15 protein-coding genes are annotated in these 13,338 nt (G+C 71.2%); 9 read left to right on the forward strand and 6 right to left on the reverse strand.

Annotated elements, in window-relative coordinates:
* Position 1 precedes the first annotated feature (1 nt).
* Positions 2-991 (forward strand): cobalt-precorrin 5A hydrolase, encoded by a 990-nt coding sequence (gene cbiG, locus D8670_RS10440; RefSeq protein WP_121818048.1) that lies wholly within the window; start codon positions 2-4, stop codon positions 989-991.
* Positions 992-1,053: 62 nt separating this feature from the next.
* Here the strand turns inward: cbiG and D8670_RS10445 are convergent, their stop codons facing one another.
* A complete protein-coding gene (locus tag D8670_RS10445) occupies positions 1,054-1,521 on the reverse strand; it encodes a hypothetical protein (RefSeq protein ID WP_193569347.1) in 468 nt (155 codons plus the stop codon).
* Between the two features lie 64 nt (positions 1,522-1,585).
* Complete coding sequence (locus D8670_RS10450) at positions 1,586-2,002, reverse strand: thiol-disulfide oxidoreductase DCC family protein (protein ID WP_121818049.1); 417 nt, start codon at positions 2,000-2,002, stop codon at positions 1,586-1,588.
* A gap of 129 nt (positions 2,003-2,131) precedes the next feature.
* On the opposite strand from D8670_RS10450, the gene D8670_RS10455 reads away from it, so the two are divergent.
* The 8 genes from D8670_RS10455 to D8670_RS10490 all read left to right on the forward strand — a co-directional run bounded on the left by D8670_RS10455 (position 2,132) and on the right by D8670_RS10490 (position 9,586).
* A complete protein-coding gene (locus D8670_RS10455) occupies positions 2,132-3,715 on the forward strand; it encodes an HTTM domain-containing protein (protein WP_121818050.1) in 1,584 nt (527 codons plus the stop codon).
* A gap of 201 nt (positions 3,716-3,916) precedes the next feature.
* Positions 3,917-4,828: a precorrin-3B C(17)-methyltransferase gene (locus D8670_RS10460; protein ID WP_121818051.1), complete on the forward strand. Its 912-nt coding sequence runs from the start codon at positions 3,917-3,919 to the stop codon at positions 4,826-4,828.
* A gap of 3 nt (positions 4,829-4,831) precedes the next feature.
* A complete protein-coding gene (cobJ, locus tag D8670_RS10465; protein WP_121818052.1) occupies positions 4,832-5,803 on the forward strand; it encodes a precorrin-3B C(17)-methyltransferase in 972 nt (323 codons plus the stop codon).
* 1 nt (position 5,804) lies between these two features.
* Positions 5,805-6,071 carry a ferredoxin gene (locus tag D8670_RS10470; protein ID WP_121818053.1) on the forward strand — a complete coding sequence of 89 codons (267 nt, stop codon included), beginning with the start codon at positions 5,805-5,807 and terminating at the stop codon, positions 6,069-6,071.
* On the forward strand, positions 6,071-6,727 hold the full coding sequence (locus D8670_RS10475; RefSeq protein ID WP_121818054.1) for a cobalamin biosynthesis protein: 657 nt from the start codon (positions 6,071-6,073) through the stop codon (positions 6,725-6,727). Before D8670_RS10470 ends, D8670_RS10475 begins: the two co-directional genes overlap by 1 nt.
* Positions 6,724-7,947 (forward strand): CbiX/SirB N-terminal domain-containing protein, encoded by a 1,224-nt coding sequence (locus D8670_RS10480; RefSeq protein WP_121818055.1) that lies wholly within the window; start codon positions 6,724-6,726, stop codon positions 7,945-7,947. The genes D8670_RS10475 and D8670_RS10480 overlap by 4 nt, the downstream gene beginning before the upstream one ends.
* A 6-nt stretch (positions 7,948-7,953) precedes the next feature.
* Entirely contained in the window at positions 7,954-8,325 is a 372-nt protein-coding gene (locus D8670_RS10485) for a DUF3209 family protein (RefSeq protein ID WP_121818056.1), read from the forward strand.
* Positions 8,318-9,586: an outer membrane protein assembly factor BamB family protein gene (locus D8670_RS10490; protein ID WP_121818057.1), complete on the forward strand. Its 1,269-nt coding sequence runs from the start codon at positions 8,318-8,320 to the stop codon at positions 9,584-9,586. The genes D8670_RS10485 and D8670_RS10490 overlap by 8 nt, the downstream gene beginning before the upstream one ends.
* Positions 9,587-9,599: 13 nt before the next feature.
* Here D8670_RS10490 and D8670_RS10495 read toward each other — a convergent pair whose 3' ends face one another.
* The 4 genes from D8670_RS10495 to D8670_RS10510 all read right to left on the reverse strand — a co-directional run bounded on the left by D8670_RS10495 (position 9,600) and on the right by D8670_RS10510 (position 13,291).
* Positions 9,600-11,981, reverse strand: coding sequence for a methyl-accepting chemotaxis protein (locus D8670_RS10495; protein ID WP_121818058.1), 2,382 nt, complete (start codon positions 11,979-11,981; stop codon positions 9,600-9,602).
* A gap of 86 nt (positions 11,982-12,067) precedes the next feature.
* On the reverse strand, positions 12,068-12,427 hold the full coding sequence (locus D8670_RS10500) for a (2Fe-2S) ferredoxin domain-containing protein (RefSeq protein WP_121818059.1): 360 nt from the start codon (positions 12,425-12,427) through the stop codon (positions 12,068-12,070).
* Positions 12,411-13,106: a CbtA family protein gene (locus tag D8670_RS10505; protein ID WP_233752223.1), complete on the reverse strand. Its 696-nt coding sequence runs from the start codon at positions 13,104-13,106 to the stop codon at positions 12,411-12,413. The genes D8670_RS10500 and D8670_RS10505 overlap by 17 nt, the downstream gene beginning before the upstream one ends.
* Positions 13,106-13,291 (reverse strand): CbtB domain-containing protein, encoded by a 186-nt coding sequence (locus D8670_RS10510; RefSeq protein WP_121818061.1) that lies wholly within the window; start codon positions 13,289-13,291, stop codon positions 13,106-13,108. The genes D8670_RS10505 and D8670_RS10510 overlap by 1 nt, the downstream gene beginning before the upstream one ends.
* Between the last annotated feature and the right edge of the window lie 47 nt (positions 13,292-13,338).

Raw genomic sequence — 13,338 nt, forward strand, 5'->3', positions numbered from 1 at the left:
CATGAGCACCGACGCGAACGACACCGACGGGGACGCATCGACCGACGACGGCGGCCACTGCAGCACGCCCGACAGCGACGGCGAGGTCGCCGAGGAGATAGCGATAATCTCCTTCGAGCGCAAGCTGGACACCGCCGAGGAGATCAAGGAGGGCATCGGCGACCGCTACGAGACGATCGACATTATCGAGTACCACGGCGACGTGTTCGCGGAGCACTGGGGCGAGTACGACTGCTTCGTCGGCCTGATGGCCAGCGGCATCGCGATGCGCAAGACCGCGCCGCTGCTCGACGACAAGTGGGACGACCCGGCCATCTGCGTCGTCGACGAGGAGCTGACGTGGGCCATCCCCATCACCGGCGGACACCACGGCGCGAACCAGGTCGCCGACGACCTCGCGTCGATGGGCGCGGTCCCGGCGATGACGACAGCGAGCGAGGCGGCGGACAAGCAGGGCGTCGAGAAGCAGGCGAAGGCGCTCGACGCGCACGTCGTCAACGGCGACTCGACGGTGGCGACGAACCTCGCCGTGCTGGACGACGAACTCGGCCCCGTCGAGCGCCTCGACGGCCCGAAGGCCGTCCTCGTGGGCGACGACGTCACCGTCCTGAAGCGCAACGCGGACGACGGCGTCGTGCTCGGAACCGGGAGCGTCTCCGGCGCGAAGGTCGAGCAGTTCCACGCGGCGTGGGAGCGGGCGCTCGACGAGGCCGGGAAAGAGTGGGACGACGTGGAGTTCGTCGCCACCGGCACGCGCAAGGAGGAGGAGCCCGGCCTGCTCGAAGCGGCCGAGGAGAAGGGCCTCGGCGTGGTCTCGATGACCAAGGAGGACCTCGAACCCCACGAGGGGCCGACCCCCTCGCGCTCGAAAGAGCTGATCGGCTGGCCCGGCATCGCCGAGGCGAGCGCCATCGCGGCCGGCGCCGAGCACGAACTCCTGCTGGCGAAGCTCAGTCACGACGACGCGGTGACGGTGGCGGTCGGGCGATAGCGCGACCCTCCCGCCGATCCCGGAGCGACCCGTTCACCGACCGACGCTCGGAGCCGGCGTCGTCACGCCCGACTCCCGACGCCCAACGTATCGGAGACCTGTAGCGCCGCACCGAGCCCGGAGCACACGACGCCGACCGGGACGAGCGCCAGCCCGAGGCCGATCGGGCCGTCGATCCGCACGAACAGGTGCGTACCGGTGAGCGTCCACAGCGTCGTCAGCACGTACTGGACGGCGAGCAGGAGCACCGCACCGCCCCCGGCCGCGACCCCCAGCGTGAGCAGTTGCCGCGGCCGCTCCTCCGGCGCCGACGTCCGGGCGACGAGATACAGGAGGCCCGCCTCGGCGATCGCGAGCGATCCCGCGACCGCGTAGACGACGGCGAATATCCCAGCGAGGCCCGCCGCGAACCCGTCGCCGCGCGGCGTTTCGGGGACGTTCGAGAGGATGTCCGCCGCGATGGTTACACCGACCGTGCCGACCGCCCCGGCTCCGAGCGCGACGGCGCGGGGCGTTGGACTGAGGACCATAATTCCGGTCATGTGGGACGGTAGATAAACGCACCGAACGGAAGCCGGAGAACGGTCTCGCTGTTCACTCCAGCAGTCGCTCCCGCACGTCGCCGTCCGGTATCTCGCAGCGGTCCTTCTTCCCGAACCAGCGGTAGCGGTTGGCCGCGACGACGTCGTACGCCCGGTCGCGGATCCGGCGCGGGACGAGCCGGAACGGAGCGAGCAGGCCGTAGACGCCGCCGAGGAGTTCGGCGATCCGGAGGACGGCGTCCGACTTCACGTAGTGGTCGTCGCCCTCGACCAGGACGACCGACTCCAGTTCGTCGGTCGGGAGGCCGCGCTCGGCGAGCAGTTCCCGCCCCGCCTCGGACTGGAGCGACGCGAAGCGGAACCGGCCCTCGGGGTCCCGCGGCGCGAGAAACTGGACGAACCCGCTGCAGAGGTTACAGACGCCGTCGAAGAGGACGACCGGCCCGTCGTTCGGAGTGTCCGCGGTCATCGAGTGCCTCGATCTTCGGTTCTCCGACAATTGAGCGTTTCGAACGGTCGGAGGCGCGTTCGTTTCATCGCACAGAAAGCTTATTTAGCGCCGGCGGGGACGCTGGCGAACGGACCTCCCCGCTCACACATGAACCGCCGCACGCCCTCCCTCCCCTCCACGGTCCCAGACGCACTGGACAGGCTGCCCGCCGCGTTCGCGCGCCGGGTCGCGGTCGACCGCCGGGCGCTCGCCGCGTTCCGCGCCGCGCTCGGCGCGCTGGTGATCGCCGACCTCGCGCTCCGGTCGCGCGACCTGGTCGCGTTCTACACCGACGCGGGCGTCCTCCCGCGTTCTGCCCTGTTCGCGGACTACGGAACGGTCTACTCGGTCCACGCGGTCTCGGGCGCACCGTGGGCACAGGCTCTCCTGTTCCTGCTCGCCGGCGCGGTCGCCCTCGCACTGGTCGTCGGCTATCGGACGCGGGCCGCGACGGCGGTCACGTGGCTCCTGCTCGTCTCGCTCCACCTGCGCAACTCGATGGTGCTCAACGGCGGCGACACCCTGCTGCGCATGCTGCTGTTCTGGGCGATCTTCCTGCCGCTGGGCGACCGGTGGGCGGTCGACGCGCGAACGGGGGCGGACGAAACCGAGACGACGGCGGCCTCCGTCGGAACGATGGCCGTGCTGCTCCAGGTCGTCCTGATGTACGGGACCAACGCCGTCCACAAGACGAGAAGCGACGCGTGGACCAGCGGGGAGGCGGTCGCTTACGTCTTCCAGGCCGACCACCTGACCATACTGCTCGGCGACGCGCTCGCGGGGTATCCCGCCCCCCTGGAAGCCTTCACCTACCTCTGGATGGCACTGATCCTCGCCTCGCCGCTTCTCCTCGTGCTCACCGACCTCCCGCGGGCGGCGCTTGCGTCGGCCTTCGCCGGGATGCATCTCGGCATGCTCGTCACGCTCCGGATCGACCTGTTCCCGCTGATCGCCGTCGCGGGGCTGATCCCGTTCTACCCGCCGGTCGTCTGGGACGCCGCGGAGTCGCTCGCCGACCGGATCGGCGCGGCTGCCGCCGTCGAGTCCCTGTCGGAGCGCGTCGCCCCGCCTGCCGTCGTCTCCGTTCCAGCAGCCGTGTCGCTGGGGCGCTCCGCGGACCTCGCGTCGGACAGCTCAGCGACCGCCGCCCTCTCCGCCGCTCTCGAACGGGCGCGAGGGGCGTTCCTGACCCTCGTCCCCTGCGTCTTCCTCGTGCTGGTCGTCACGTCGAACGCCGCAGCGGTCGACTACGCGACGACGCCCGACGCCGGCGACCGGGCGCTGGACGCCATCCGGGGCGACCAGAACTGGCGCATGTTCGCCCCGACCCCGACGCGGACGACGAAGTGGTTCGCGGCCCCGGCGGCGCTGGAGAACGGCTCCGAGGTCGACCTCCTCCACCGGTCGCGGGTCGACCTCGACCGGCCGGCGCGGGCGCAGGACGCGTATCCCACCTCGCGCTGGCGGAAGTACCTCGTCAACGCCCGGTTCGCCGACAACGAGAAGCACCGCTCCTACCTCGCGAACTATCTCTGTGAACGCTGGAACGAGGGCCGCGGGGTCGACGCCGAGTCGGTCACGGTCTACTACCTCTACGAGCGCACCGACCCGTACGACGGCACGACCGCGTCGGGCGAGACGGCGATCCTGACTTACGACTGCGACGGCGAGTTCGTGCAGAGCGCGGGGTGACCCGACGGCGCCCCGCGCTCCGCCGCCGTACCGACTCGGAGCAACTGCTCGCGGCTCGGTCAACCTCACTGGTCCGCCGAGTAACCTCACTTTCACTAATACAACCAAAATTGTTTTACCTGAAACTCGCGTTGTACCGGGCGTGAGAGACAGGAGTTCGAGCCGCCGTCGAACGCGGCCGGCACAGACGGAGGGGGTAGCGTGACCGACGAGGTCGCGCCCGCCGACGACCTCGGCAAGCTGTACGTCGTCGGCATCGGGCCCGGCCTGCCGGGCGACATGACCCAGCGCGCGAAGGACGTCATCCAGACCGCGGACTGCGTCATCGCGTCGAACCTCTATCAGGAGTTCCTCCGGAAGGACGGGACCTTACCACCAGAGACACCGCGAGACTCCTCCGGAGCCTCGCGAACTCCCGAACCCGACGATTCGGGAACCGCCACAGACGGCGGGACGGCGTCCGCCTCCGCGAGCGCCCAACCGGACCAGGAGGTGATCCGCTCCACGATGGGCCGCCAGATCGAACTCGCCCGCGAGGCGTTCGAGCGCGTCCGGAACGGCGAGACGGTCGCGCACGTCTCCGGCGGCGACCCGAACGTGTACGGCAAGTCCGACCTGCTGTTCCTGATGGCGCAGGAGGACGAGGTGAACGACGTCCCCATCGAGATCGTCCCCGGCGTCACCGCGGCGCTGGGCGGCGCGGCGAACCTCGGCGCGCCGCTGTCGAACGACTTCTGCACGATCTCGCTGTCCGACAAGTGGCGCGGGTGGGACGAGATCGAGGAGAAGCTCCGGGCCGCCGCCATCTCGGGGTTCGTCATCGTCCTGTACAACTGCTGGCGCAACTACGAGCGGGCGGTCGAGATCGTCCGCGAGGAGCGCGCCGACGACGCGGCGGTCGCCATCGTCAACGACGCCGGCCGCGGCGACGCCGGCCGCAACGGCGAGAGTCAGACGATCACGACGCTCGGCGAGGCCACGGAGCACGACGACAAGGTCGCCGGGATGGGCACCTCGCTCGTCATCGGCAACCACGAGACCGAGGTCTGGAGCAACGACTACGAGCGGTTCCTCGTCACCCCGCGCGGCGGGCGTGACGTCGACGACTTCTGAACCATGAGCACGGACGACACCACCACGGACACCGAATCGAAGTGCGGGGCATCGAAGACGGACGCGAGCACCGAAACGAGTAGCGAGTCGAAGTGCGGCGCGAGCGAGAGCGAGGACTCAGGCTCCTCGTCCGCGTGCGGGGCCTCATCCACCTCGGACGAGGAGGAGGAAGTCGGTGCGACGGTCGACGACTTCGACGCGGACCCCGGTCGCCTCGTCGCGGTCGGTCTCGGCCCGGGCCAACCCGAGGGGATGACCTCGCGCGCGAAGGCGGCCCTCTCCGAGGCCGAGCACATCGTCGGCTACACGACCTACGTCGACCTCGTGCCCGACGAGATCACCGACGACGCGGAGGACGTCTACTCGACGCCGATGTGTGGCGAGGTGTCGCGCACGGAGGAGGCCATCGACCGCGCGCTGGCCGGCAACGACGTGGCGATCATCGGCAGCGGCGACCCGAACGTCTACGCGCTGGCCGGCCTCGCGCTGGAAATCGTCGAGTCGAAGGGCGCGACCGCGTCGATGCTCGGCTTCGAGGTGGTGCCCGGCGTCCCCGCCGCGCAGTCCTGCGCGGCCCGCGTCGGCGCGCCGCTGGTCAACGACACCGTCTCGATCTCGCTGTCGGACCACCTGACGGACATGCCGACCATCGAGTCGCGCCTCCACGCCGTCGCGAAGGAGGGGTTCACCATCGCCATCTACAACCCGTGGAGCCGCAAGCGCCGGGAGAACTTCGAGAAGTGCTGCGAGATCCTCACGGAGCACCGCGACGCGGACACCCCGGTCGGCATCGTCCACGCCGCGGGGCGCGACGACGAGGAGGTCGAGATCACCACACTCGGCGAACTCGAAGAGTTGGCCGAGACGGACCTCATCGACATGACGACCACCATCCTCGTCGGCAACGAGGACACCTACGAGTGGGACGGGCGGATGGTCACCCCGCGCGGCTACGAGACCAAGTACGAGTACTGAGATGTACCGAGTCACTATCGACAAGGACGCCTGCGACGGCATCTTCGCCTGCCTGACGCGGGACCCGCGGTTCGTCGAGGACGACGACGACGGCCTCGCGACCGTGGACCCCGCGGCCGACCCAGTTCCACCCGCTGGGTCCGACGACGGTCGGATCCGGGAGGAAGACGGCAAGATAGTCGCGGAGTTCGACGACGACCGCGCCGACGAGGCCCGCGAGGCCGCCGCGGCGTGCCCGCCGAACGCGATCACGGTGGAAGATATCTAATGTCACTGAGCATCGGCAAGCCCGACGACATGCTCGCGGCCCACCCCGAGACGGCGTACTTCTGGGGACGGGTCGCGGCCGACGGCGACCTCGAATCGGACTGCGTGACCGTGCGGACCAACGACGAGACCGCGGCCCGCCGCCTCGCCGCGATCGCCGGCGCGGAGCAGGTCGACCGCCGGATCCTCGAGCGCGAGTACGCCCACGACACGTCGATCACCCGCACCGAGGACGAGTACGCGGTACAGGTGTTCGGCGATCTGGCGGACCGCGCCGGCGCGGCGCTGGGCCTGCCGGTCGACGGCGAGCCCGGCGGCTACCGCTTCGGCGCGTTCGCGGACCACGACCGACAGCTCCTGCGCGGCCTGCTCGAAGGCTGCGGGACGGTGTGTTTCAAGTCCGACGACGGGGCGGTGGGAGTGTCGTTCATCCACGAGGACCGCCGCCTGCTGGAGACGGTCCAGTCGCTGCTCGACGACGCGCCGGTGGACGCGCCGTACGGCGACCCGGCGGAGGCGTCGTCGGGCCACTGGTTCGGCGTGGACGACGACGCCGTCCCCGACCTCGGCCCGTGGCTGTACGACGGCAGCGAGGAGACCGGGCTGTTCGCACCGAGTCGGCGGCGGAAACTCCGGCGGAGCCTCGACCGGCTATGAGCCGGACGACCGACGCGGCTGGCGGGTTCGACGACGAGGCCGTCCTGCTCGTCGGGCACGGCTCCCGCCGCGAGAAGTCGAACGAGCAGGTCCGAGAACTCGCGGTCGACCTGGAGGGCCGGCTCGGAATTCCCGTCGACGCCGGCTTCCTCGAACTCGCGGAGCCAGCGATCCCGGACGCCATCGCGGGGCTCGCGCCCGCGGTCTCGGAGATCACGGTCGTCCAGCTGTCGCTGTTCGCCGCCAGCCACGTGAAAAACGACGTGCCGCTGGCGGTCGAGCAGGCGCGCGCCGACCACCCGGGGCTGACGCTGAACAACGGGGCGCACCTCGGTATCCACCCCGCCATCGTCGACCTGCTCGACGACCGGGCGGCCGCCGTCGAGCGCGAGCTGGGCGTCGACCGGACGGAGGACGACGTGGCGGTCGTGCTGTGCGCCCGCGGGTCCTCGGACCCGGACGCCAACGCGGACGTCCACAAGCTGGCCCGCCTGCTGTACGAGGGCCGGGAGTTCTCCCGCGTCGAGGCGTCCTTTATCGGCGTCACGGACCCGCTGCTCGACGACACGCTACACGCCGTCGCCAAACACCGCCCCGCCGCCGTCGTCGTCGTGCCGTACATGCTCGGCGACGGCGTGCTGACGGGGCGCATCCGCGACGGCGCGAGCGAGTTCGACGCGGAGTACCCGTACGTGGACGCCGCCTGCGGCGACCCGCTCGGCACCGATTCCCGCCTGCTCGACGTGCTCGGCGACCGCTGGCAGGAGGCCAGGACGGGCAGCGTCGAGATGTCCTGCGACACCTGCAAGTACAAGGTGGAACTGGACGGCTACGAGGAGGACCAGGGCGGCGCGCGGGCGATGCTCCGCGCGCTGACCCACCAGGAGGCCCACGCCGACCGGGAGGACGTCGACGACGACCCGCACGTCCACGACGCGCCGGAGAAACACGTCGCGGTCTGCACGAACCAGACCTGCGCCGCCGACGGGTCGGCGGCCGTCCTCGAGCGCCTGCGGCAGGCCGCCCGCGACTCCGAGGCGTGCGACGCCCGCATCACGCGGTCGTCCTGCCTCGGCCGCTGCGGCGACGGCCCGATGGTCGCCGTCTACCCCGACGGCGTCTGGTACGGCGGCGTCGCCGAGGACGACGCCGAGCGCATCGTCTCGTCCCACCTCGACCGGGACCGAATCGTCAGCGACATCGTCGACCAGACCCTGTAACCGACCATGACCTGTCACGAACTCGAAGCCCTACGGCTCGGACTGATGAACGTCCTCGGTACCGAGGGCCGAAGCGCCCGCGAACACGCGGAGAAGGAACTCGAAGGGGAGCTGACGGGGCCCATCGAGGGCCTCGCGAACGCCGGTTCCCTCTCGGAGATCGAGCGCCACCTCGACGCGGCGCTCGTCGACCTGGAGGAGGAAGTCGCCGAGGCCGACCGCGACAGCCAGAAGTACGACTACCTCCGGGGCCGCCTCGTCGCCGTCCGCGACGCGGAGCGGGCGGTGTCGCGGATCACCCAGCAGGGCGAGAGCGTCCTCGACGGCCTCGGGGAGGCTCACGACGTCCTGCACGAGACGTTCCCGACCGATGAGTGACGCGCGAGCGCCCGACGCGCCGCCCGCGGACGGCTGGACGAGCGTCCCCCTCGGCGACGTGCCCGCAGCGGGGTCACGCCACCGGGGCCGCCGGTCCAGCGTCCTGCTGACCGACGGCCTGGTCGTCGCCGGCACCGCCGACGGCGAGGTCCGCGCGTTCGACCGGGAGACGCTGGACCGGCAATGGACCGCGGAGTGCGAGGGCAAGCCGGTGAGCCTGGCGGCGCTCGGCGGGGACGCGGACGGGGCGTCCGTCGTCGTCGGCGAGCGCGGCCCGACCGGCGCCGTCACCGCTCTCGACGCGGCCGACGGCGACGTCCGGTGGCGCTACGGGACGGCCGCCGACGTCGGCGGCCCGCAGAAGGAGACGCGGTTCTTCTACCCCTTCGTCGCCGATATCGCGACCGACGGCGACCGGGCGTACGTCGCCAGTCGGCGGTACGAGCGAGACGGGAACGACTCGGGCCCGGACCGCGTCTTCGAGAGCGTCGTCTACGCGTTCGAGCGCGACGGGTCCGTCGCGTGGACGTTCGAGACGGACGCCTCCCCCATCGCGCTCGACCGGCGCGACGACCGCCTCGCGGTCGCGTTCAACCGCTGCCTCGACGACCACCAGCACGGACTGGTCGTCCTCGACGCGGGGAGCGGCGACCCCCTCGTCGACTGGGACCCCGGAACCGAGGGGCAGCGCCGCTGCGGCGACGTGTCCCTGCTCGCGGACGGCGTCGCCGTCACCAGCCACGGCGACTACCGCGGCTACGTCCTCGACCGCGACGGAGGTGTCCGCTGGCGCGTCGACCTCGCGACGCCGGTCGACGAGGGCGGCGAGACGGTCTACGCCTACCCCAACCACGTCCACGCGACGGAGGCGGGCGTCGTCTTCGTCACGGGCAACACCTACCCGGAAGAGGGCCGCGAGACTGATGCTCGCCACCCCAGCGAGCACACTGCCTTCGGCTACTCGCCCGGCGGCGACCGCCGCTGGACCGACGACGTGGGCGGCTTTGTCACCGACCTCGGTGCGGACGGCGACCTCGTTGCCGCGCCAGGCGCGCAGAACTTCCGGGAGCGCGACCCCGACGACCACGCGCTGCGCGCGTACGACGTGAACGAGGGCCGTCGCGAACTCCTCGACGCCGGCGGCGTCGTCACCGCAGCGGCGCTCGACGGGGGCGTCGCAGCGGCTATCGAGGAACCCGTCGAGTACCACGACGATGGCGAGCGCCGCGGTGCACACCGTCTGCACGTCGGCCGGATCTGAGTCGCTCCGCCGCTCATTCTCCGGGGTCGAGCATCTCCTCGAACGACCAGTCCTTGCTGTCCGGATCGAGGAGCCCCTCGTCCCCGCCGCCGAACGGCCCCTCGTCGAACGGTCCGTCACCGCCGCCGAGCGGTCCGTCGTCCGGGACGCCGCCGTCCGCGTCCGTCTCGAAGTCGTCGAGCATCTCGCTCAGCCGCCGGGCCCGGCCGCCGAGAGTGGCCGCGGAGAGCGACACGTCCGCCAGCGCGGTGGTCTGACGCTCCGCTGCCGCGGCGACGGTCGCGGACTCCTCGGTCGCGGACTCGCTGACCGCGGCCGCCTCGTCGGCGAGGTCGACCGCCTGGTCGATCGACGCCGCCTGCTCGCAGGTCGTCTCGCTGATCCGCTGGACGCCGCGGTTCGTCACCTGCGCGTGGTCCGCGATCTCGCTCAGGGCCGCCGCGGCGTCCTCGACGGTGTCGGCGTGCTCCGAGACTCGCTCGCGCGTCTCGCGCACCGCCTCCGCAGTCCGGCCGGTCTGGCACTGCAGCCGGGTGACGCGGCTCTCGACGTCCCGCGTGACCTCCCGGCTCCGCTCGGCGAGGTCGTCCACCTGACGGGCGACCGCGGCGAACCCCTCGATCGACTCGTCCGCGCGGGCGGCCTCGATGTCGGCGTTCATCGCCAGCACGTTCGTCCGGTCGGCCACGTCGACCATTGTCTCGACGAGGTCGTCGATCCGCTCGATCTCGGCTTCGAGACGCTCGAACTCGGCGGCGGTCTCCTCGGACTCGGCCTCGATCCGCCGCATGCCGTCGACCGCCGCCCGGGCGGCTTCCCGCCCCTCGCGGCCCGTCTCGGCGCTCCGCTCCGCAAGCTCGGCCACCTGCACTGACGTCGCGGCGACGTCCTCGATAGTGGTCGACAGGTCGTCCATCTCCCTCGTGACGGACCGGAGCAGGTCGTGCTGTCGGTCCGCCCCGTCGGCGATCTCGCCGATCGACTCGCCGACCTGCTCGCTCGCGTCGCTGACCTCCTCCGCGCTGGCGGTGACCCGCTCGCTCGCCTCGCCGACCTCCTCCGCGAACGCCGAGAGCCGGGCCGCCGTCCCTTCCAGTTCCGCGATCATGTCGTTGAACTCGCGGGCGATCTCGGCCATCGCCTCGTTCTCCCCGTCGGGGTCCATCCGCTGTGTGAGGTCGCCCTCGGCGCACCGCTGCATGACCGCGCTGTACTCGTCGGCTTTCGCCTCCAGGCGTCGGTTCGTCGTCTCGGCGTCGCGGATCCGCGCCTGCAGCGAGTCGCGCATGCTCGCGAAGCCCGCGTAGAGGCGGCCGATCTCGTCCTGCCGGCGCGTCCCGAGGTCGACATCGAGATCGCCCGACTCCATCCGCCGGGCCTTCCGCCGGAGCCGCGACAGCGGGACGATCGTCTGGCACCCGAGGACGACGCCGACGAGGAGCAGCGACCCCAGGCCGCCGGCCACGATCGTCAGGACGCTCTTGGCGACGCCGTCTCGCACCGCGTACGCACGGTCCTTGTCGACGGCGGCGATCGCCACCCAGTCGGTCCCCCGGATCCGGGCGTACGCGAGCAGGTGCGTGCTGGTCTCCCGGAGGGACATGTTTCCGTGCCGATGCTCCCGGTCGCGGTCGCCCTCGTCGAGGAGCGCTCGGACGTGGGCCCGCGTGTCGCCCGGCGCCTCCGCGTCAGAGTTGTTGCTCGTCAGCACCGTCTCTCCCTCGGTGTCGACGATCCACGTCATCTGCGTCGACTTCGGCTGGTGGAGGTCGTCGAGTCGGTGGTAGAACCCGCCGACGACGACGACCATCCGGTCGCGCTCCGGCACCGACGAGGCGAACGCGACGACCTCGTGGTCGTGCAACACCGGCGACCAGTACGATGAGTCGGTCATCCGGACCTCGTCGCTCCCGTTCGGGGCCAGTTCGGTCCACGGCATCGCCACCGCAGACAGGGATTCCCCCTCCAGCGACGGCGCCGTGCTCGCGGCGACGGTGTCGTTCGCGGTGTCGACGTAGTGGACCGCCTTGACGGGGCCCGAACTCTCCGTCCGCCGTTCGAGGCGCTCGCGGACCGCCTCGGCGTCGCCGTCGCGGAGCGCGTCCGCGCAGGAGAGCGCCTGCGTCTGCCCGCGCATGTTCCGTATCCACTCGCTCACCGCGTCCGACTGGAGGTGTGCGGTGGACCGCAACTGGGTCTGCGCGTCCGCCTCGACGGTGTCGCGCGCCTCGACGTAGTTGATCGCTCCGACCGCTGAGATGACCAGAACGACGACGAGCATCGACGCGACGAACTTCGCGGCGTATCGCCGTTGAACGATGCCGGGAACCAGTACCCGGAGCCGGGTTCCGATGCCGTCGTCGCCGTCGCCGGTCTCGCGCCCCCGTTTCGACATGCCCCTTCGTTTCTCCCACGCCGTGTTAAATTTATAGAATTATGAAAAAATCATTTTAGGCACAGAATCCCACCGCGGTCCCCGCGTCAGCGGTCGGGGGAGCGCGGTCGGCGCTCGCCGACGCCGAGGCGGTCCGCGTCGGGGCCGAACGCCTCGTCGAGCAGCGCGGGCACCTCCTCCGGCGTCACGTCCGAGTACCACTCGTTGCGCGGCTGGATCGCTATCGCGGTCCCCGCCGCGCTACAGAGGCCGAGACAGGTGGTCTCTGCGACGTAGACGTGCGACCAGAACACGTCGCGCTCGCTGAGCCACGACTGCACCGCGTCGATCACCTCGCGGCCGCCGACGTCCGCGCAGCAGGCGTACTCGGCGTCGCGGTCGTTCGTGCAGACGAGGACGAGGTCGGTGAACCCCTCCTCGCGGACCTCGTCAGTGCGGCGCCTCACTGGGGATCGTCACGTCGGGGGCGGCAGTGCGGTCGAGGAACCAGACGTGCGCGGTCGCGAGCGTCGTCCAGAGCAGGACCTGGCCGACGACGACCAGCCCCCGGTACGCCGTCGCCAGCGCGTCCGGGATCGGGCCGGACGAGGGCGCGGTCGGCGCAGCGACTCCCGCGACGACGATCAGGCCGAACGGGAGGAGGGCGGCGGCCGCGCGGGCGACCGTGCCCGCGCCCTCGGTCCGCCGCCAGGCGAGCAGCGAGAGCGCGCAGACCAGCGCGCCGAGCGCCATCATCGCCGCGTACACGGCGAGCCGAGCGTCACTCCCGAACGCGTACTCCGCGCCCGGCGCCTGCGGCGGGAGCGCCAGCCACGGCGCGCCGGAGACGGTGACGAACCCGGCGGCCGCGAGCAGGTAGTTCCGCGTGTCGGACGCGCCCGGCAACGCGGGTTCGAGCAGGTAGTAGACCACCCCGAAGCACGCTCCGAGCAGCAGGCCGAACAGGGCCCCGCCGACGACGCTCGGGGCGGCCGACGCGAGGTCGATGCCGGCCCCGTGGCCGTGACCCGCCTCGAACGTCTCGGCGAACGCGATCGCCGGCGTCGCGACGAGCGCGACGAACAGGCCGTACGCGACGCCGGCGACCGCGCCCGCGCCGACGCCACGTTTCAGGGCGCCGTACATCAGTGGCAGGTGACGCCCGCCGCGTGCCGGAAGTTGTGCATCGCGTCGTGGGCCATCGGATCCTGCAGGAACATCAGCGTGAAGCCGAGCGCGGCCGCGAGGCCGATCGCCAGCGCCGCGCGCGTCGGCGTCAGTTCGGTGCCCGCGCGTTCGATGCGGTCGTGAACGGTGTCTGCGGTCTCCATTGAAACTCTACTTTCAGTAGAACAAATTAGCTTGTAAAACTTCCGCC

Origin of the sequence: Halostella limicola, from assembly GCF_003675875.1 — an archaeon.
Lineage (GTDB): Archaea > Halobacteriota > Halobacteria > Halobacteriales > Natronoarchaeaceae > Halostella > Halostella limicola.

Bases quoted from the DNA above. Each gene is read 5' to 3' on its own strand.
- D8670_RS10480 (WP_121818055.1), top strand. From the start codon at position 6,724: ATGAGCCGGACGACCGACGCGGCTGGCGGGTTCGACGACGAGGCCGTC.
- D8670_RS10490 (WP_121818057.1), top strand. From the start codon at position 8,318: ATGAGTGACGCGCGAGCGCCCGACGCGCCGCCCGCGGACGGCTGGACG.
- D8670_RS10510 (WP_121818061.1), bottom strand. From the start codon at position 13,291: ATGGAGACCGCAGACACCGTTCACGACCGCATCGAACGCGCGGGCACC.
- D8670_RS10450 (WP_121818049.1), bottom strand. From the start codon at position 2,002: ATGACCGCGGACACTCCGAACGACGGGCCGGTCGTCCTCTTCGACGGC.
- D8670_RS10455 (WP_121818050.1), top strand. From the start codon at position 2,132: ATGAACCGCCGCACGCCCTCCCTCCCCTCCACGGTCCCAGACGCACTG.
- cbiG (WP_121818048.1), top strand. From the start codon at position 2: ATGAGCACCGACGCGAACGACACCGACGGGGACGCATCGACCGACGAC.
- cobJ (WP_121818052.1), top strand. From the start codon at position 4,832: ATGAGCACGGACGACACCACCACGGACACCGAATCGAAGTGCGGGGCA.
- D8670_RS10495 (WP_121818058.1), bottom strand. From the start codon at position 11,981: ATGTCGAAACGGGGGCGCGAGACCGGCGACGGCGACGACGGCATCGGA.
- D8670_RS10445 (WP_193569347.1), bottom strand. From the start codon at position 1,521: ATGGTCCTCAGTCCAACGCCCCGCGCCGTCGCGCTCGGAGCCGGGGCG.
- D8670_RS10505 (WP_233752223.1), bottom strand. From the start codon at position 13,106: ATGTACGGCGCCCTGAAACGTGGCGTCGGCGCGGGCGCGGTCGCCGGC.
- D8670_RS10485 (WP_121818056.1), top strand. From the start codon at position 7,954: ATGACCTGTCACGAACTCGAAGCCCTACGGCTCGGACTGATGAACGTC.
- D8670_RS10475 (WP_121818054.1), top strand. From the start codon at position 6,071: ATGTCACTGAGCATCGGCAAGCCCGACGACATGCTCGCGGCCCACCCC.
- D8670_RS10470 (WP_121818053.1), top strand. From the start codon at position 5,805: ATGTACCGAGTCACTATCGACAAGGACGCCTGCGACGGCATCTTCGCC.